The organism is Flavitalea antarctica (genome assembly GCF_054461535.1).
Map to the genome: position 1 here is coordinate 33615 of NZ_JBTLQG010000008.1, position 18396 is coordinate 52010.

Annotated in this window: 17 protein-coding genes; 3 read left to right on the plus strand and 14 right to left on the minus strand. The window is 38.9% G+C overall.

Translation table 11 applies throughout. From position 1 onward, the window contains the following. Nucleotides 1–218: 218 nt before the first annotated feature. From ACX0G7_RS10195 to ACX0G7_RS10235, 9 genes are all read right to left on the minus strand, one after another. Nucleotides 219–335 (minus strand): hypothetical protein, encoded by a 117-nt coding sequence (locus ACX0G7_RS10195; RefSeq protein WP_458923358.1) that lies wholly within the window; start codon nt 333–335, stop codon nt 219–221. Nucleotides 336–352: 17 nt separating this feature from the next. Beyond that, complete coding sequence (locus tag ACX0G7_RS10200) at nt 353–685, minus strand: hypothetical protein (RefSeq protein WP_458923359.1); 333 nt, start codon at nt 683–685, stop codon at nt 353–355. A 221-nt stretch (nt 686–906) separates the two neighbouring features. Next, nucleotides 907–1386, minus strand: a complete 480-nt coding sequence (locus tag ACX0G7_RS10205) for a glycoside hydrolase family 97 C-terminal domain-containing protein (RefSeq protein ID WP_458923360.1) — start codon at nt 1384–1386, stop codon at nt 907–909. A 23-nt stretch (nt 1387–1409) separates the two neighbouring features. Further along, entirely contained in the window at nt 1410–1976 is a 567-nt protein-coding gene (locus ACX0G7_RS10210; protein WP_458923470.1) for a glycoside hydrolase family 97 catalytic domain-containing protein, read from the minus strand. A 99-nt stretch (nt 1977–2075) separates the two neighbouring features. Continuing rightward, entirely contained in the window at nt 2076–2576 is a 501-nt protein-coding gene (locus ACX0G7_RS10215) for a glycoside hydrolase family 97 N-terminal domain-containing protein (RefSeq protein WP_458923361.1), read from the minus strand. A gap of 518 nt (nt 2577–3094) precedes the next feature. Further along, nucleotides 3095–3631, minus strand: coding sequence for a hypothetical protein (locus ACX0G7_RS10220; protein WP_458923362.1), 537 nt, complete (start codon nt 3629–3631; stop codon nt 3095–3097). Between the two features lie 89 nt (nt 3632–3720). Continuing rightward, nucleotides 3721–4542, minus strand: coding sequence for a hypothetical protein (locus ACX0G7_RS10225; protein ID WP_458923363.1), 822 nt, complete (start codon nt 4540–4542; stop codon nt 3721–3723). 276 nt (nt 4543–4818) lie between these two features. After that, complete coding sequence (locus ACX0G7_RS10230) at nt 4819–6672, minus strand: DNA/RNA helicase domain-containing protein (RefSeq protein ID WP_458923364.1); 1854 nt, start codon at nt 6670–6672, stop codon at nt 4819–4821. Between the two features lie 16 nt (nt 6673–6688). Further along, the gene (locus ACX0G7_RS10235; RefSeq protein ID WP_458923365.1) at nt 6689–7030 is read right to left on the minus strand and encodes a nucleotide pyrophosphohydrolase; all 342 of its coding nucleotides are present in this window, start codon (nt 7028–7030) and stop codon (nt 6689–6691) included. A gap of 169 nt (nt 7031–7199) precedes the next feature. Between ACX0G7_RS10235 and ACX0G7_RS10240 the strand changes: the two genes are divergently transcribed. After that, a complete protein-coding gene (locus ACX0G7_RS10240) occupies nt 7200–8027 on the plus strand; it encodes a hypothetical protein (protein ID WP_458923366.1) in 828 nt (275 codons plus the stop codon). A 198-nt stretch (nt 8028–8225) separates the two neighbouring features. Here ACX0G7_RS10240 and ACX0G7_RS10245 read toward each other — a convergent pair whose 3' ends face one another. From ACX0G7_RS10245 to ACX0G7_RS10265, 5 genes are read right to left on the minus strand one after another with little or no spacing between them, the layout of a single operon-like run. Beyond that, nucleotides 8226–8969 carry a phospholipase D family protein gene (locus ACX0G7_RS10245; RefSeq protein ID WP_458923367.1) on the minus strand — a complete coding sequence of 248 codons (744 nt, stop codon included), beginning with the start codon at nt 8967–8969 and terminating at the stop codon, nt 8226–8228. 54 nt (nt 8970–9023) lie between these two features. After that, nucleotides 9024–11180, minus strand: a complete 2157-nt coding sequence (locus ACX0G7_RS10250; RefSeq protein ID WP_458923368.1) for an AIPR family protein — start codon at nt 11178–11180, stop codon at nt 9024–9026. Then, the gene (locus tag ACX0G7_RS10255) at nt 11164–12177 is read right to left on the minus strand and encodes a PD-(D/E)XK motif protein (protein WP_458923369.1); all 1014 of its coding nucleotides are present in this window, start codon (nt 12175–12177) and stop codon (nt 11164–11166) included. Before ACX0G7_RS10255 ends, ACX0G7_RS10250 begins: the two co-directional genes overlap by 17 nt. Then, complete coding sequence (locus ACX0G7_RS10260) at nt 12161–14899, minus strand: Z1 domain-containing protein (RefSeq protein WP_458923370.1); 2739 nt, start codon at nt 14897–14899, stop codon at nt 12161–12163. The genes ACX0G7_RS10255 and ACX0G7_RS10260 overlap by 17 nt, the downstream gene beginning before the upstream one ends. Before the next feature lie 7 nt (nt 14900–14906). Continuing rightward, on the minus strand, nt 14907–16376 hold the full coding sequence (locus ACX0G7_RS10265; RefSeq protein WP_458923371.1) for an ATP-binding protein: 1470 nt from the start codon (nt 16374–16376) through the stop codon (nt 14907–14909). Between the two features lie 233 nt (nt 16377–16609). Here ACX0G7_RS10265 and ACX0G7_RS10270 point away from each other — a divergent pair, with 233 nt between their 5' ends. Next, nucleotides 16610–17131 carry a very short patch repair endonuclease gene (locus ACX0G7_RS10270; RefSeq protein WP_458923372.1) on the plus strand — a complete coding sequence of 174 codons (522 nt, stop codon included), beginning with the start codon at nt 16610–16612 and terminating at the stop codon, nt 17129–17131. 7 nt (nt 17132–17138) lie between these two features. Continuing rightward, nucleotides 17139–18380: a DNA cytosine methyltransferase gene (locus ACX0G7_RS10275; RefSeq protein ID WP_458923373.1), complete on the plus strand. Its 1242-nt coding sequence runs from the start codon at nt 17139–17141 to the stop codon at nt 18378–18380. Nucleotides 18381–18396: the final 16 nt, after the last annotated feature.

The following is an 18396-nucleotide window of genomic DNA, read 5'->3' on the forward strand; positions in this document are numbered from 1 at the left end:
ACAGAAACGCAAAAAATACCGTCTACCGATACCTCTTAACGACAAAAATCGCCTGCTAAGTCTGATACGACCGTTTCATCTTCTATACAACCATTTGGCAAAATCCCAATATTTGCCTGCTTTAATTATATAATCAGATTTCACAGCGGAACTTTTTTGAAAATATCCGATGCGCTCTTGGAAAGCGCTCGATCCTAACCCTTTTATTTCTGTGAGAATCAAAGAAGAATATTCCACAACCCCCATACCATTAATTTGTGTTGCTGATTCAAAATGGCCACAGTAGAGCCTGCTTCAAAATCGCCAACAACATTTGTTATGCCAACCGGCAACAAACTGGTCCACCGTTTTTTTAGTACATCCTCAGCACCTTATCGATCACGATATTTCCAGCATACTCCTCTTGAAAGAACAAAATTATTTTAATGAATTGACCTTTCCGAAACTTTCTCGGATCAACCTCTCTCATCTTTGACTCGTATGCATGCAATTCCTTTCTCACAGTAGTGCCGTTTAACAGTTTTGCAAACATCTTTCGCTCCATCAAAGACAATAATGCCCAAAATCTTTTAATCAGCGTTGTCCCTGTTTTTACTATAAATATAGTATCGGCGCTAGGGTTAATTTTTTTGCAGTGATCAAGAATATTCATTGCTGTTAGCAAACTCATCTGTCCATTGTTCATCTTGGTGTACCTATAATTACCGATTACAAAGCATTACTATGTTAGGAGTTTTCTACGTCAATGATCTACCATTGTTTTAGACAAACAGGTTAACCGAGTTGAAGTAGCAGTGAAACTAGTGTGCGAAACTATATTATACAAATCAGGGAAAGTTGTTGAGAGAAACGAAGCGCTTATTTACAAACCATAACAAATATGGCAACAGAATTCCTTCTTCAACATTATTGTTTGTCGATCCAGATCAGGAACCCGCCACCGGGGGCAAGATGAATATTTAATTCTTCACCTTTTTTTACCGGTATATTTTTCTTTAAATCACAGTCTGCCGCATACTGGTCTGCGTTAACGCCATCCTTGCAGATCGTAGCACTATAGTTTCCATCATCAAGAAAATCCAGTTTGGTTTTTATATCGCGGGGCGACCAGTCGGTCATCGAAGCAATGAACAAATCATTATCTTTTTTCCTGACTGTTACAATATATTCTCCCACCTTTCCATCGAGGATAATTGTTTCATCCCAGGTCGTTGGAATATTGCGGATAAGCTCCATGAAATCGGATTCTTTTAATCCTTGCGAGGGGTTACCCGAGAAAAACTGCATGGTACTGTCATACACCACGAACATGGATAACTGGTGGCAACGTGTACCGGGACTGGTAACAACACCAGCAACCGGTCTTGTACCCTTTTTCTGTTGCATTGTTCAGCAGGCCTGGTTCATAGTCAAGTGAGCCCCACAAGCATTCTCGTGTATGCAACCGTAACATCGTGTCCGGGAGTAACCCTATTGCTCCATATATTAAATTCCGATCCCAGCACTCCTTCCCTGGTTACGGCATTTGGATATGTTCTGTTGAATCCTTTTGGTGGAAATGCTCCATGATACATGATCATGATCATGTGATCTGCGCATGCTTTTGCGATCCGGTGATAAAAATTTACCATTTTCTGATCATCCCGGTTCATAAAATCGGTCATTGTAAAATCAACTCCCCATTTGTTGAATTGGTCGAGTGCGCTGTCTAATTGCCGGTCGAGCGTCAATGCCAGCGTCCACATAGCTATTTTAACTCCTTTTTCCTTTGCATAAGCCACAAGCGTGTCCATACTTATGGCTGGATTTATTTTGAACAGGTCATTATTATCGCTCCACCCAGCATCCATCATGATACGTTCAAATCCAAATCGTTTTGCAAAATCAATATAATATTTGTAGGAAGCAATATTGAGCCATGCTTTGAAGGGTACATCAAAAAGATTGATATCAATTATCCATTCATCGGGTAATATTTCCGGGTTTTACCCAAGAAAAATCACCTGCGATTGCGGGTGCACCCAAGCGATACGCCAGGTCGTTCTCTGGAAGTGACCTGTCTTCAAGCGCAAAGATCAAACCACGCCAGGGAAAGCTGCGTTTTCCTGAAGTTCTTGCAATAAATGCGCACGTTTTACTACAAGCATTTCCCAATAGAGCTCGTTCGTTTTTCGTTCTTCCAGGGGATAACCTGCAATAACTCCTTTGAGTTTGCCGGTACCCGTTCCACCTAAAAAGATTCCGGGATAATCATAAAGATCAGATTCGGTGATAGCGATCTTAGGACCTGTTTGTAGTGATACAAGCACAGGTGAATAACCCAATACTCCATTTTGGATACTATCCAACCTTATGAGTGGATATTCTTCTTCAAACCCGGTATGAAAAATATCAACATCTGGTCGTTTTTTAACCGTGGGAAACCTGGCTGAAGCATTACTTGGAAAATTGAACTCTGCCAGCTCATTAATAATAGTTATTGAATCATTGAATGAAGTGGATATCCTATAGGCAACCCCATCATCATAAACCCTGAAATCCACCTTAAAAGGCTTTTTAAACTGGATGGTCAGCAAAGAATATATATCCGGTATATTTTTTCTTTTCTCCGGTACAATTATAGTCTGCCATTGATCATAACTACCTTAAGTGGTGAAGTCTATAGGCTACCCGAAAAGATACAAGAAATAAAAAAGAGTGTATTAAAAAAAACTATCATGTGGAACCACTATTTATGCATGAACCTATGACCCATTAAGGATAACAGGTGGTATAGGTCGTGGGTATGAAATAATTCTTTTATTGAATAACGGATGTTAAGAAAGCGTCATTTCAACTCCTTCGCCTGCAATCATCTTCTCTACAGATATTTATTCTTGCGGAAATATTTGAAGGTGCAATGTATTTCAGCCGTTTCAATCATAAATAAAGGTTTCTTTCTGAAACCCTTATTTATGATTGCTCCCCAAGTTGACAGGTTCAAATAAATTATTGAAGATTTGAGAAGTTTTACTTGGCTATGATCTACCAAGTGAACAGAGCAAGCAAACTATATTGTTAGATCTCACAAATTTAAGTTGCTTCAATAACATGTTTAGAAAAAGAACATTGCTGCTGTGATAAGATTGCCAGCGGTATCATACACGTCTTGGAGTGGTACATTGAACCATCGGTCTACAAAACCCAAAAATTTCGGCTCGACCCTGATATATGAGGCGTTACTCACGATACTAGGACTCAAGTGCATGCTGGCCTGAACGTCAGTACGCTCAGCTCTTCCAGGTGCTTTTCCACCACGGCCGACGGAAGCCGTGGCAACCTGGGCAAGTAAATTTCCGTTGGCATCAGTAATATAGACTAATACCTGACAGGAAGGGCCTGCAAAGAGTGCATCTGTTTCCAACCCTACTCTGATCGTAAGAACTCCGGTATTTTTATCAAGGAAAGCGGAGCCGCGTATCCAGCTTTCTGGCCAGTTTCCGCAATAGGTTGTTGCTTGATAACCTCTTTCGAACCCTGGAGCTCCAGAGTAGGATCCTTTTCCCGAAATAACTTGCGCAATAGCTGAAGTTAAAAAAAGTATACCTAAGAATGTTAGCGTGATTGGGATAATTGATTTGATCGGTTTCATAAATTTAATTTTATGATTCAAAAATAGAAACGATCAAAAAGAAAACTTGTCCCTGGCAGGGACAAATAACTTGTAATCTTGATAATAAATTATAAAATACATTCTCGTCGTAGGTATTTAGCAGCATCTGACATGCTTTCGAATTCCATTTGAAAATAATCTCTAGCTTTTTCTAGAAATCTTTTGTAATAAGTATTTATCGAACTTGGTTGTAATTCAAACTCTTGTGCCAGTTCTGCTGGTGTAATATTGGGGTTATAAGCTATCTTACGAGCTATTTGAAATTCTTTAGCTGCAAATATCTTCATTCCTTCAAAATCTTTCATAATATTACTTAGCATCTGTTTTTTGAGCGTCGAATCTTTTTCATTGTAATCAAACCACATTCTGGGATTAAGTGGCTCCCCATTGTAATCGCCGATGATAGTAAATTCATCTATATAGGATAATAATCTATTATCGCTGGAGTATTGAAATACTGAAGACGTTTTTTTAGTTAGGATGTAATGTCCATTAGAGTGTTTCAAAGGAACCATAGAAGTAAATCTTTGAACCATAAATTCTAATGGGTATTGACCACTGCATAAGATCTCATACATTTGACGGGCAAGTAATTTTAACGCTTCTTTCCCCGGGTGAATAACACCATTCCAATATCTTTTAAAAGTGAAATCTCTCTCTGAATATCCAAGGTATCTGCTAACTCCGTTAATTTCTTCCAGCTCAAAATCCATCAAGTTCACAACAAAGAAAAATCTTTCATTGTTCATGGTTTGTTTAAGAAGTCCGATCTCTCTTTGTTGGTCGAGAGTGGAAACTTTGAAATTACTATCGAAAGCGTTTCTTGTTAAAATCAAAAAAATGTCATCTTTCAATGAATCAAAATCTGTTTTCAAATTTCGTTTTTCCATTGGCTAAAGTTGTTAGACAAATTAACGAAAAATGAAGTTTTATCGGATTTTTGCCTTCAATAATGCTCCTGAATTCTTCAACCGTGTAAAAAACTAGCATAGGTCAACGTCTCAGTCAGGTCAAAACAGCTGAATGCTAAATATGACTAGCGGACAGCAAATATATTATGCACTCATAATCAATTAGATATATTTTTGATAGCTTTTGAACTTGAAGGCAAAGCCTGTAGCTCTTATCCAATTGATAAAACTCCGCGGAAAATGTGTCATAATATCTTAAAATCGACTTCTAAAATATGTTTCGAGTTGTTTATCCACGCAATAAATATAGCACCCTTTCATACCCCTTGTCATCAGAGTTCGATACGTATTTTTTATTATTAAGTCTAGTTTGACTTTAGTTTCTTCAGGCGATTCCTTCAACAGCTTCTTGTAACCAAAGACACTTTTATCACTACTTGCACGAGCATGAGGGTTCGTTACAAGTTTACCATCTTTCATCAAAAGATCTGGACCAATAATTACACCGATATAATCCACCTCCAGACCTTGACAAGTATGAATACATCCCACCTCATTAACCGACTCTTTACTTATAATCCAAAGACTTCCGTCAGAAGACAAATTCCACCTCATTTTAAATCCGTTTCGATCAAAGATGATATCGTATTCAGATCCGTTATTTTTACTATTCCACTTCCAACAATAACCAGCAACCAAACGCGCTTTATTATTTAGAGCGTTTTTCTTTTCGATGGCATCCTTTAGATCGGTAGGGGAATCAAATATCTTCATTTCATAATTAAGGCCTTCAAGCGTGGTATTGGCAGTATCCCGGATTTGCAATGTATGATCAAGCCAAGCCAAATAACCATCGGACCCGTTACATCTAAACTGAGAACTTAATTCAACTTCCACAACTTCCGCATCAAAATGTGCAGCCCACTTTTTTATCTCATCTATTGAGCCAATATCTTTTAGTGTTACCCTTTGATCTTCGTCTAAGAAAAAAACAGAACACAAAGCCGAATTAATTATTTCTTTGACCTGATTCTCGCCGAGATTACCAAATAAACCAGATTTTTCATTTAAACGATGTGCTTCATCAATTATTAAAGCTTGAAATTCATTTGTAGAAGTATCCATGAAAGAACCCGAGCCTTTGAAAAGATTTGAGGCCCCTCCTTTCAATCGTGTTTCTGTAAGTTTATGTAAGTATACTGCCCGGGGGGCTGCGTTCTTGGACACATATTGTACTAACATTTTTCTCTTAGTAATTTCAACGAGGAGGTTAATGGCTACAACTGACTTCCCGGTACCTGGCCCTCCTTGCACAATCAGAACTTTTTTCTTGTCGGCTCTTGCGTCGGAAACCATCTGCATGGCCGCCTCAAAAACGACCTTTTGGTCGTCTATCATTACAAATTCCTGCTTTCCTTTAAGCATATTAACCATGCTGTCTGCAAGCATTTTTGAAGGGCGAATCCGGCCGTTCTCAATCTTGTAGAGGATTGTCCCTTTGTCACCAAACCGTATATGCTTTTTGATGAACGTCCGTAGCTTCATCCCTTCTCCACGAAGAAAGACAGGCGCCTTGTCTAAATAATATTTATAATGTTCATTTGTGATTACATTATCGGCGTGATAATTATGAAGATAGGCGCAGGGAGTTAACGAGATCCGATCTTTCTCAACAGTTTCGTTGAAATTTTGTAACAAATCCGCATAAGACCAGGCTTGGTATGAAGGATGCACCATCTCTCGTTCATTGCCTCCAACAAATGAATACACAATCGCATCTTTTGTCGAGAGGCGGGACGTTTCCCATTGCTTTAGCTCAATAAGAACGGCATATTCCTTGTTGTTTTCACCGGTACCAGTTAAAATAAAATCAAGCCGCTTGCCTGATTGAGGTATTTGATATTCAAGAGCAACCCCACAATCTCTTGGAATTTCCGGATCCTGAAGAACCTGAGACATGTAACTCAGAGAATTTCGCCAAGAAGAAATTTCATTTTTAGAAGTCGTCCGTCCTAGTTTATCTTTAAAAAATCCAAGAATTTTCTTGTCTATAATATCGTCAAATACATCCTCATTAAACTGAGCTTTGGTAGCATTATATACAATCATTAACAATCATTTTCAATTATAACTCATCGTATTTGGCAGATTTTCCTTTTGCTTTACCTACAGGATATTTTTCTTCATTTTTTAGAATTTTTTCGAGCACAATTTCCTTCACATTGAAATCATATTTAATCGCCAGTAAAAAGGCATAAGCGAAAACGTCCGCCAGCTCTTCCTTTAGCCGGTCTATTTTAACCTCCGCTATTTCTGCATCCTTTTTCCAGAGAAACAATTGATTTAATTCAGATGCCTCAATAGATAACGCAATTGCCAGGTTTTTCGCGTCATGAAATTGTTCCCAATTACGCTCATCTCTAAATTGAAGCAATGCATTTTTTATAGCATCAAAATCGTTGGGCATACCGAAATTTTAAGGTTTTTCAAAAACACATTCACCTAATTAAAAATTTTAAAAAGATGCTTTTAGGTTAGTTAAAGCACCTGCGACTATACTATACCGTTAAATCTGCTGCTAAATCTTATTTTATAGGATGAATTATTTCATATATTAGATTGAATTTATAAATATAATGACAAATTACTTTGATTTGCCAGATAAAGGCAATACAATTACACATGCTGACATCGGAAAAGGAATTCTCAGAATCACGATTCACGCAAAACCGTTTTTTACAAATTTGAACAAGGTCGCTATCACAATTGGCGGTAAACGTCATCAATTGAATTACACCAGTCGCATTGGTCGATCCGATCTTCTGCATATTGGAAAAAGTGTTATCAGCACCAATTCAATCCAAGCTTCGTCGCGATTGCGATTTACGAAAACAGCTCCAGGAGAGTTTATACTGGAAAATCTCTCAAACCCTTTTGCCAGCGCAGAAACCGATGATATTCAATTAGCACAATTACATATCCTTAAGAAAAAGTATTGGGCTCTCCTCAATACTTTCCCGTTTCCTAAACCACCTGTTTCGGGTGATGCCGTAAGTATGATTCGGTATTTCAAAAGAGTAGACCCTGACAATCACTACCAAATTGGGCCATATTATCGCTTGACCGTCTTCGAAGCTGCAAACAGAATTGCGACTGACCTGGTTATTATTAATGGAGTTATACAACTGATCGAATCAGGATTAGAACCTAAAAAATCGCGTTGCACAATAAGATTAGGAAATAAACATGTGAAGGGAGCTGGTGATTTTACAATTAATGGAAAAGAAGGTGAAGCTTTTAATGTTGCTTCCAGCTTCTTCAAAATAAAATTTAGAACCACTACTCAGAAATGGCTTTCTGGAAATCTAAACTATATTTTGGTAAATGCAGAAGTTTTCAACGATATCTCTTTTCAAGAGGAAAACACGAAATTGATAAAAGTAGAACAATGGGATAGAGAATAAGTTATTCTGTGTATCAGAGCGTAATTGTCAAATTCGATCTTACCTGAATCAATTCACATACTAGTTTTAATTTTCCAGTTGTTGCCTTAATACTTCAACAAATGGAATGATTTATTGTCCATACAGCATTTGATGAAGGTTGGAGAATGAGTGCAAAAATTGGCAATTTAACAATACACATGCAAACAAAACCCGTGTTTAGAAATTATGGGCCTCGGATTCTGTATTGGAGGTGTAACATTCAGAACAATCTGGCTTGTTCATTGTTGTTGTTCGCGCCTCGCCGCAGCTGTGACAGAAACGTTCAGGAAGGTATTGTCTTCGACTATCATTCCAAAGATAATAACACTTTTTACAATAAGGGCGGTTAAGGTCATGTGAAATTTCTGTGCTGCATCGAATACAATGGCCGTGTGTAAAGAGAGTGATTTTCCTTGAAAATACTGGCAGCTTTATTGGCTTGCTAGGTGACGTACTTAAAGAAGTTGAAGGTATCGTCAATTCAGCAGTCAATGGGTCAGGTTTGGCTGACAAAAAAATCGAGTATGCCTCACTCAAAGCCGGTTCAAATAAATTTCCATCAGATGCCCTATCTAATAAAATACCCATCTCCCGATTGTGACTCTCTGAATACTCTATCAAATTCATTGATGTAATGAGCATCTTCGATTCATTGAAATAACATTTCGTATGTAGATCCTTAAGAAAAAATAGTTCTAACCCCACGACATTACTTAGTAGCTTACGGTCATACGCTCTGAGTTTCTCCTTACCATACAGAAATTTGATAGACACATTTCTCGAAGAAGCCTGCTGAAGTTTTTCATAATTGGGATAAGACAATCTCAAATATGGAGAAATCAATATTAATTTATTCTTTGCATGGTCTATTATATCTTTTAATTCTTCAGAAATCCTTTTAGTGGTCAGGAATTCAGCCATGGTAGATAAATTAGGATAAAAAGTAGAAACGCCGGAACAGGAAATTTATTTTTCCTATTTATTCTTACTTTTCGCTGGAACTTTGCTAGTGCTTTCCTCTATCTCCAGGAGTATTTCAGGAGCGTTGTCAATAATTGTTTCTATGATCTTAATGCCCGACCCCCTTTCATAATCTGAAATAGCACTATTATTCCTTATTCTGGCAGGAAGATTCCACGCGACATTCTGCAGTTGAACGGACAGATGCCCTGTTGCTTTGCCCCAATCCTCGATTTTATGCCATACCTCTACAGGTATAGATTTTATCTTGCTCAAGTCTGACGCTATCTGACTCTTAACCGAATCTTCCTCCGTTAATTTTTTTCTTGAGTTCAAACTTTTCCGATTTTCGAGATCTCCTGCAATAGTATCCAGGTCTAGGGGAAACTTATGTTTTCTGACTTCAAGCCAGCATTCCTCTTTCTTTGCCCATTCGCTATAAAGAGATCCAGGCGCATTACTTTTAATGAAGTTTTCAACTTGTTTCATCAAGCTATACAAGAGATCTTTTAATTCCGGGGACACAGACTGAGCCTTCCAGATTTTGTATAAATCGAGCGGCGCTTTCAGCGAGTACGTTAAATATGAAATTGAATAAGGGACCGTTATATACCTCATGTCCCCGATTGAATGTGGTTTAACTCCATAAGTTTTCTCGGCAGTGCGAAATAAAATAGCTTTGGCCAAAGTATCTTCAAAATAAATACTGTCTACCGCTTTCGGCAGATTATGATTCATAAATTGAACATAGTTTTTCTGATTTCCACGGACTACAAAATGAGGTCCAATAACAGTTTTCTTTCCATCCATCTTTTCTTCGTAGGAATTCACATATTTTGCAAGATCTTCCTTGGAGAACATTTGACTCTTTGGATTCTTCAGATCAAATGCTTTCTGTCTTGACTTTGTGAACCCTTCTTTTATCCTGGCATTTTTATACTGACCCCGGGCACGTTCGTAAAACCAACGTGTTTGAATGGTTTGACCTTCAGTAGGTGAAGCCCAGACGTTTCTGGAAATCTTCTCGAGATCAATGTGATATGGTCGATTTGAGCTTAAATCAGATACAGAAACCTTATTCTGGGTATTAGCGTACTCTGAAATCTGACTTACAATATTGTTGAAATTTTCCTTGTTCTTAATAACATTCAACTTAACCTGCACATGAATATTAGAAACTTCCTTTTTGTCTTTTTTCCAGGTATGATAGATGGATGCGGTCGTTTGTCCACCATTTACAATCTGCAGGTCATTAACTTCTGTTATTAGCATTCCATTTCCATCACCCGATTTCTCCAACTTTACGGATTCTGCAGTAGCCGCAATTCCATTGTTGAAAGCCAAAAACATATGCGGCTCAGTTAGAATGGTTTTTCGTATCCCGGAATTAACCTTACCGCTGAATTGTAAGAACGATCGCACGTTTTGTTCGAGAAGCCTCGAGCCAAAACGTTCGTAGATGTTAACTAATGCGTCGCCGGGAATGATTGCGAGATAAGACTGATACTCTTCATTGGATGAAGGTGCTGCGATACAAGGTATCTTAAATCCATCACCCTTGAAATTTATCTCAATGGGTATATGAGATTTTTCAGAAATATTATACAAATAATTGATATCAACAACCTTAAAAAAAACCGGGTAACCGGATATTGTTTGATTTGCTGGCGCCTCTCCTGCATATGTTCCATCAGAAATAATAATTGCATTTACCCGGACCAACGTTTCTTTTATATCTTTTGATTCTGCGAGTGCGTGAGCAAGTTGAAAAATTTCAGAAGATTCTTCGATCTCGTTGACGTAGTCTTTATACATGGCGTTTTTGAAGAAATTTGATACCCTCTTGGCAGCTTTGTCAACTTCGGATTTTGAAATAGTCGATATCTCTTTAGTGCCATTGTAAATGCAGATTATTAAATCCAGGGTCTCATAGTTATCTGCTACGGCATACGCATTTATCTTATGCTGCACTCCCGATTTCAGTACCTTTTCATCATATGCAACACGCACATTTTCTGTTTCGCCTGATTCCGCCAGTAAAGTTGAAGCAAAATCGGAAAACAGTTGTTCGAGCGTTCCACCTTCTTCATTCGTCACTTGTTGCGAACGAATGTCCTGGTTTATGTTCTCGTAAAACTTACTTAATTGAAGGTTATCAAGGGCGGTTGCCATTTTTGCTTATTAGATTAAAAACTGTTGTTTCGGGAATTATGAGATGTGAATAATCACTGACTATGATCGTATACTTAACGTCTCCAACACCTGGAGGCAGATTGCTCTCTTCAATTCGGGGAAAGTTTTCACGTACATTGTAATAGTTATTAGTCCTTATTTGATACCCGCGCTTATCATACAACGGTGAGTGATGCGCAAAATAACCGGCGTGTAGCAGTTTTGTTTTAAGATGTGAATATGCCAATGAATCAACGGAAAGTAGCTGCAGGATTGATTCAACTATTCCATTTAGATTTTCGCCGTTCTCGTTTTGCGATTCCAGTGAGATATGGCACAAAATCAACTTTTCGAGCTTGGAAGTATCTAGCTGACGTTCATTGCTGATATGAATTTTCTGATGATTGTTTCCTTGAGTCGATTTAACTTCGATCCCGACACTGCCAATCTGGAAGTCCCGCAATTCCAGTTCGGGGCCAGTCCACGCCTCGATACAATGACAATAATCTTCCGAAATACGCAGCCAGCTACGCAGAAAATAAAGTTCACCATATAAGCCACGCTGCTCTTCTGGTGACAATCCTTCTGAAAACGAGCGTTCAAATAGAGATTTCCATTTTTCGAACCGGTTCAACAATTCTTTGACAAGTTTTTCTTCATCAGGCAAACTTTCAATCCCTTTGATTAAATCCTCACATAATGTGGCGAAAACGTCGTGATGTTCGCTGGTGGCAAGCGTTATCATCAGATAGTTCAGATTCTTTTCCTTTCTATCCGCAGTAACCGTTACAGTGATATCTCTCAAATTGCTATATCTGGAGAGGTTAACCGCCTGATTCGCTTCAAGCTTAATAGCTAAGGATCTTTTCCCTTCGGTCTGACTTAGCGCAACGTAAACATCTGGCAAAATCTGAGCAGAATAGCGCCTGAGTAAAAGACCTGTATCAAATGTCCAGTCAGCTTCAAGAGCATCCCAAATTTCAATAATCTTCATCATCTTCTTGCAAGGTTAAATCCAGATCATCCTGCTGATCAAATTCGTTCAATAACTGTTCATGTACTGCGAAGCTTACTGCATCATCTCTATCATTACCAGGAAAGCTTATTGCGTAACCTATTATTGGCAAATCGTCTTCGAGCTTAGCTCCTGTAGGATCGAGACAATAAATTAACAGCAACGGTTTATCAGGCTTGCGCACAGTATTTCTTACAATTTCACCGCTTGGATAATCGGGCATTCCGGTCTTACCGCTTTCTCGCCAATGATCTGCTGTTTGTTTCAGAGCAGTTTGTAACTCTTCGCTTGTAAGATCTATAAATTCATCGCCCGGACTTATAATATGTGACTTCCTGATGAAATAGACCTGTGAATTCGATTTTGCGTCTTGCCTCCTCAATATCAGCTTAATGTCTAATCCCGCAAATTGATGTTTCACTCCCCCTCTTTCTTTTGAAATAACCCCGACGCGCCATTTCTGCATTTCATGATAATGCTCATTCAATTCAACAAAACGCAAAATGTTGGTAGTTGAAGCGGATTTAAGATTGTCATCCGTCCGAAATGCCTGAAGGAAAGATTTAATATTAGTCAACGGCACATCTCTGTAAAGGTAATTTGGACCGATTTTTTCGTGGACTGCATTCATGTTTTCTATTAGTCTCGCAGCTGCACCATAGTTTCTCTGCCTTATATCGATATTTTTGCTGAGTTCATAAGACTCGATTAATCGACCAGACCATGACACCCGAACTTCTACAGCTCTTCTAATTTTGTTTGATGCGGAAATTTGAAGCACACCCGGATGTGTTCTTACTCGCAAAGCATATTTATCGGGAGTACTTGCAGCTACATCAGCCATGTAATCAAATTCCTCTCGCAGTTGCTGGGAGGCCAAAGTTATATGACAGAACCATTCGTTCAACTCACGACTTATGAATAAGCGGCATAGATCCACATAACCCGGTCGGTATCCAAACCACCTACCCATTTGCATTAACGTGTCATACATTTTTGAAGCTCGCAAATAATAACTGACTGACAAACCCTCCAACGTTAAGCCACGCGATAATTTATCACCGCCAATTGCAATTACTGATAGTCCGTTCGGATTGTCAAAATAGTTCAAAGCATCTGCTGAACCTCCGTTAATTTCTCTTACGGTGATCCTTGAAGCTGCATCATTTAGATGGACTAGCACATCACTCCAGTCATGGACTTGGATTTGGCTATCAATTGTAGATAAAGAATCATTGACTATTTCAGACGATGTAGTAACATATGAATCATATCCGCTGGAGTCTACTTCGAAAACGATTCTTAATTCTTCAATGATTGCTTCCATATTCATTTCTATCCCACGGCGGTAGAAATCAAAAACGCCTTCCACTAGTTCTTTAATCTGGCGTTGCACTGAAATTAATCGCGAAATGTGCACAAGCATTGAGTTATGGTAGTTACCTTGACCCCTTAATCTTCTAATTGCACAAGTAAGTATAAAGCATTTCACAGCCTTTTTCAACGATGCTGGAGGGTCGCCTAATAGTTCCTCATCGAATGTTTCACTATCACTGATCTGATGCAAAATGGGTAAAACTCCGGTGGCTACCGAATCCTCGCGTACAGGTTCAAAGCCAAAAACTTTTTCCGGACCTATATAATTCGAGGGTGATGGAAGATTAACTATAAAATCCTTAGGAAAGAGATCGTCAATATCTTTATCAATGAAGAGGTTAGCAAATGGTGTTGCAGTGTAACCAACATAAGCACTTTTGTCAAAACGCCTCAATATATCTCTAATCAATTGATTTATGCGCGTGGCTTTGTCGTTCTCCGGTCTTGTGTTTATGGAAGCGTTGTCAGCTTCATCATCGATTAATAATAGCGATTTATTACTAATTACCTTTCTACCATCAGGCATTTCACTCGCCTGAGCGGAAAGCCATTGATACAAGCGATTTAATACGCCAGCGTTTTTCTTTACAACCGCTATTATAGGCTCATTGGTATTAAAATTAATCCCTAGGCCATTCGCTGCACCTGAACTAAAATCGCCTCTATCCAGACTGGATGTCAGTGAATGTGCGATTATACTCTGATCGATTTTGCCAACACCAAGCCAACGATTATTTTGATTAAAAGCCCGCTGATGTTGAGTATCAAAGCCGAGAAACCCCTCATCGACCCGTAGCTGGGTCTGGCTCCGAAGATTGTTATGTATACCTGCTAATACGATTATGAACTTAAATCCGGCATCGGCGGCTTTGCAAATTACTCCAGTGTAATTTGAAGTTTTACCGGATTGGACCTGACCCACAACAAGTCCACGTTTATCGATAATGACATTTTTTATTGGATCAAATAATCCGTCGAGTACCCTATCTGTCAACCTGTCAAGTTTGTTCAAAACGTCAGGAGGAAAATTTTTTTCGACCTCAAGATAATCTCTGTACCGACCCCAAAAAGTTGGTTTCCCGACCTGCCAAATCTGAGATTTCCTATCATTAATCCACGGAAGCCTCCTATCCTTGCCTTCAATAATTCTAAATTCGTCCACCCGCACATTATAAATTGACTGAATTTCTTTGATCAGTGAATTTTTATCAACGTGTGAATATAAAGGAATGTTAAGAATGATGTCAACTGCGTCGTCTATCTGCGACTGAGTAATGGAGCCGTTTGAAGGCAGAAGAGTACGCGCTGTTCTGATAGCATTTTGCATTACAATATCATTTGAGGTGTTCAACAAATTCAGGGAACAGGTTGAACGGTTCTATATTTAGAATAATGGATTTAGCCTGTTCGGAGCCTTTTCCGTTTTCAATTAAGTTTGAATACATCTTTTTCATCGCAAGAATTACTGGTTGATGATCAGATTCTTCAAATGGTTGACCCTGAAGTTCGGGCTGTTCGCTTTCTTTGATTGTAATGAGCGGTACAGGTACCGTTTCTTCTATGAAACGAAGTAGTTGATGAAGATCAACCTTTCTAACGCTTCCCGAATTGATAAAATTCTGGATGAGTGGATGCTCCCTGTTGATTTCATAGAACCTTTTGCCGTGTCTCAATTTTTCCAGCCAGAAACAATGAAAATCAACTGAACCATACTTTCGTTGTAATACTTTTCCTTTATGTCTGTAAACTTCCACTGCATGTGATCGGATTTTACCTGCGTAAGCTTTCATTTGATCCCTCAATTCCAGAGGTGGGCGTGCAACAGATTTTTTAATATCTATTTGCCATTCAGCGTCCATGTTATTAGGTAAATCCACTTTAATTCTCGCAAGTTTATAGTGTTCCTCTTTCCGATACATACCAAGCCATTCCCCGGCTACAAGTAAGCGCTCGTTGCGATATATATAAAAGCCTTGCTGTTCATTCCAGCCCCCAGGTCCCTCACCTTCCCGAAATTCCTGTTCTGTCAATTTCGATTTATGTGGAAGGACGAATCCCCTCATTCTGACGCTTTTATGGAGAACTGGCTCTTCGGGAAACTTTTGAGTCGCAGCATCATTTGCCATGAAAGGATCCCATGCAGAAGTTTCTCTTTTCTGAAAGAAGATCTTGATCTTATTGTTTTCGATAAATCTGTGGAAAACCATTGCGAGATGCCGCTTCACTTGTTCCATTATTTGAAGGAACTTAGCAAAGGCGGACTGATCATCTTCGTTTAAGTTTTTTACGAGTCGGTCTAGATTGTTCCAAACGACTATGGTCCCGGATTGTTTACGTTGAAAGCTATTTTCAAATTGACGAGGTGTGAAACTGATCAATTCCCATTTTCTCTCCTGGTTCACGTAGTCAAGATCCCAGGTCCAGCATATCTCTCGTTCCCCTCCCGTTTTAGATATTACTGAAAGTACCCGGCATTGGGAAAACGACGCAGTCTTCAGACCTAACCCAAAACGGCCAAGATCCTTCTTGCTACGTTCGTCTTTGGGGTTTCTGCTTCCAGGCCGTAATGCTTGAATTAAATCCTCATTATTCATGCCGGTGCCGTCATCTTTTATAGAAATCCAGGTGTCAGCTCCTTTCCAGTCAAAATCAACCCAGATATTTTTAGCATCTGCCGAGATGGAATTGTCGACTATGTCAGCTATTGCAGCTTGAATACTGTAACCTATTGCCCGGAAGGTTTCAATCATGGAAGATGCCTCTGGCTCTGCAGAGGCTGTGGCATACTTTGAGTAATCAATCATTTGGCAGTTAGTTGAAAAAAATATCCTTATTTCATTTTCTGTATTAACGCAGGTTTTTCAAAAGTATTATCATCATTTTCAATTGTTTATAACGACTAATCTGGCATGCATTATTTCCGCATAGGAGTTCTTTACCTTGCAGAATTGCAAAAAAGACAGTTGGAGACTTTGTAAACCTAAATATTTTTCCGCTTCTTCTTCAGGCTACTTTTAGGATCCGATACTTCAATGTCTTGGAAAAAAAGTATCAGTATGTGGAAATTCAAATAGTGTCCAAATCAACCTTATACTTCTTTTATGGTTATTCATTTAATTTAGTAAATAACTTGATACCTAATATGTCGGATGTTCATTCAAGCGAAGTTCGCAGCTATAATATGAGCAGGATTAAGGGCAAAAATACTAAGCCCGAAATCCAGGTGCGTGCGTTTTTGCATAAATCAGGATTTCGATACCGCTTACATGTGAAGAACCTCCCAGGAAAGCCGGACATCGTTTTACCTAAATTCAAAACTGTGATATTTGTGCACGGTTGTTTCTGGCATGGACACGCTGGGTGTAGATATTACGTAGTCCCAAAAACACGAAGAGAATGGTGGTTGGAAAAGATCAGTAAAAATATTATTAATGATTTGAGGGGTCTCACACAACTGACTGAAGCAGGCTGGAAAATAATAATTATTTGGGAGTGTGACTTAAAACCTAACAAAGTTCAAGAAACTCTTGCTAAATTGCCTGGGAAAATCGTAGATTGACTTATTCATGAACTTTATAGATTTATTTGCGGGCGCTGGAGGACTTTCAGAAGGATTCATCGCATCAGGATTTACTCCGGTTGCACATGTGGAAATTGATGCCGCCGCTTGTTTTACATTAAAGACGAGAACAGCATACCATCATTTAAAAGACGAAGGCAAGCTTGATATATATCACCAATATTTAAAGAAAGAGATAGATCGTGGTACATTATACAGCCATGTCCCAAAAGAAAAGTTGGACGGAGTGATCAACCTTCCGATAGGTGAAAAAAATAATCGCCAGATTCATAAACAAATTTCTCAACAACTAGGTGGATCTCCGGTTGATTTGGTAATCGGCGGTCCGCCTTGCCAGGCATACTCTTTAGTCGGTAGAGCCAGATCCAAGGATGGAATGGAAGGTGATCCCCGGAATTTTTTATACGTGGAGTATGCTAAATACTTAGAAAAATATAATCCCAAGTTCTTTGTGTTTGAAAATGTGATGGGTTTGCTATCAGCAGATAAGGGATCGTATTTAAAGGCAATGCAAAAGCTCTTCAAGAAGAAAGGGTATAGCATGGAGCTGTTTAAAGTTGAAGCGACAGCCTTTGGCGTTCTCCAAAACCGCAAGCGAGTCTTGATTATCGGATGGAAAGACGATTTTAAGCCAAGTCTTCCGATGTCAAGCTTGAAACAGTCAACAAAAAACTTTTATGTTCAAGACCTTTTTAATGATTTGCCGAAGATAGCTGCAGGACAAGGAAGGGATAGATTTGATTATTATGTCGATCTCCCAAGCCAGTATTTAAACGAAACCGCGATCCGAGAGAAAGATATGATTTTGACCCAGCATATATCGCGACCGCAGACAGAGCAGGACAAGCTGATTTATGAAATTGCAGTTAGAAAATGGTCAGATTATGAGCAACGACTAAATTATAACGATTTACCCGCTAGACTAAAAACACATGCAAATAGGGTATCCTTTTTTGACAGATTTAAAGTTGTTGCTGGTAATCTCCATTACTCACAAACGGTTGTTGCTCATATAGCGAAGGATGGACATTATTATATTCATCCGGATCTCGAACAGAATCGATCAATTTCTGTTCGGGAGGCAGCAAGACTTCAGTCGTTTCCTGACAACTATTATTTCGAAGGAGTTAAAGAATATGGGAATCGAACAGCAGCCTTTAGACAGATCGGTAACGCGGTGCCACCATTAATGGCTACACAGATTTCGAAAAATGTTCTGAATTATTGACAAACAGGCTTATTAT

Coding starts and splice junctions, on each gene's coding strand:
- ACX0G7_RS10200 (WP_458923359.1), bottom strand. CDS start 685: ATGAACAATGGACAGATGAGTTTGCTAACAGCAATGAATATTCTTGAT.
- ACX0G7_RS10245 (WP_458923367.1), bottom strand. CDS start 8,969: ATGGCTGAATTCCTGACCACTAAAAGGATTTCTGAAGAATTAAAAGAT.
- ACX0G7_RS10265 (WP_458923371.1), bottom strand. CDS start 16,376: ATGATTGATTACTCAAAGTATGCCACAGCCTCTGCAGAGCCAGAGGCA.
- ACX0G7_RS10275 (WP_458923373.1), top strand. CDS start 17,139: ATGAACTTTATAGATTTATTTGCGGGCGCTGGAGGACTTTCAGAAGGA.
- ACX0G7_RS10260 (WP_458923370.1), bottom strand. CDS start 14,899: ATGCAAAATGCTATCAGAACAGCGCGTACTCTTCTGCCTTCAAACGGC.
- ACX0G7_RS10240 (WP_458923366.1), top strand. CDS start 7,200: ATGACAAATTACTTTGATTTGCCAGATAAAGGCAATACAATTACACAT.
- ACX0G7_RS10220 (WP_458923362.1), bottom strand. CDS start 3,631: ATGAAACCGATCAAATCAATTATCCCAATCACGCTAACATTCTTAGGT.
- ACX0G7_RS10255 (WP_458923369.1), bottom strand. CDS start 12,177: ATGATGAAGATTATTGAAATTTGGGATGCTCTTGAAGCTGACTGGACA.
- ACX0G7_RS10250 (WP_458923368.1), bottom strand. CDS start 11,180: ATGGCAACCGCCCTTGATAACCTTCAATTAAGTAAGTTTTACGAGAAC.
- ACX0G7_RS10235 (WP_458923365.1), bottom strand. CDS start 7,030: ATGCCCAACGATTTTGATGCTATAAAAAATGCATTGCTTCAATTTAGA.
- ACX0G7_RS10205 (WP_458923360.1), bottom strand. CDS start 1,386: ATGCAACAGAAAAAGGGTACAAGACCGGTTGCTGGTGTTGTTACCAGT.
- ACX0G7_RS10230 (WP_458923364.1), bottom strand. CDS start 6,672: ATGATTGTATATAATGCTACCAAAGCTCAGTTTAATGAGGATGTATTT.
- ACX0G7_RS10225 (WP_458923363.1), bottom strand. CDS start 4,542: ATGGAAAAACGAAATTTGAAAACAGATTTTGATTCATTGAAAGATGAC.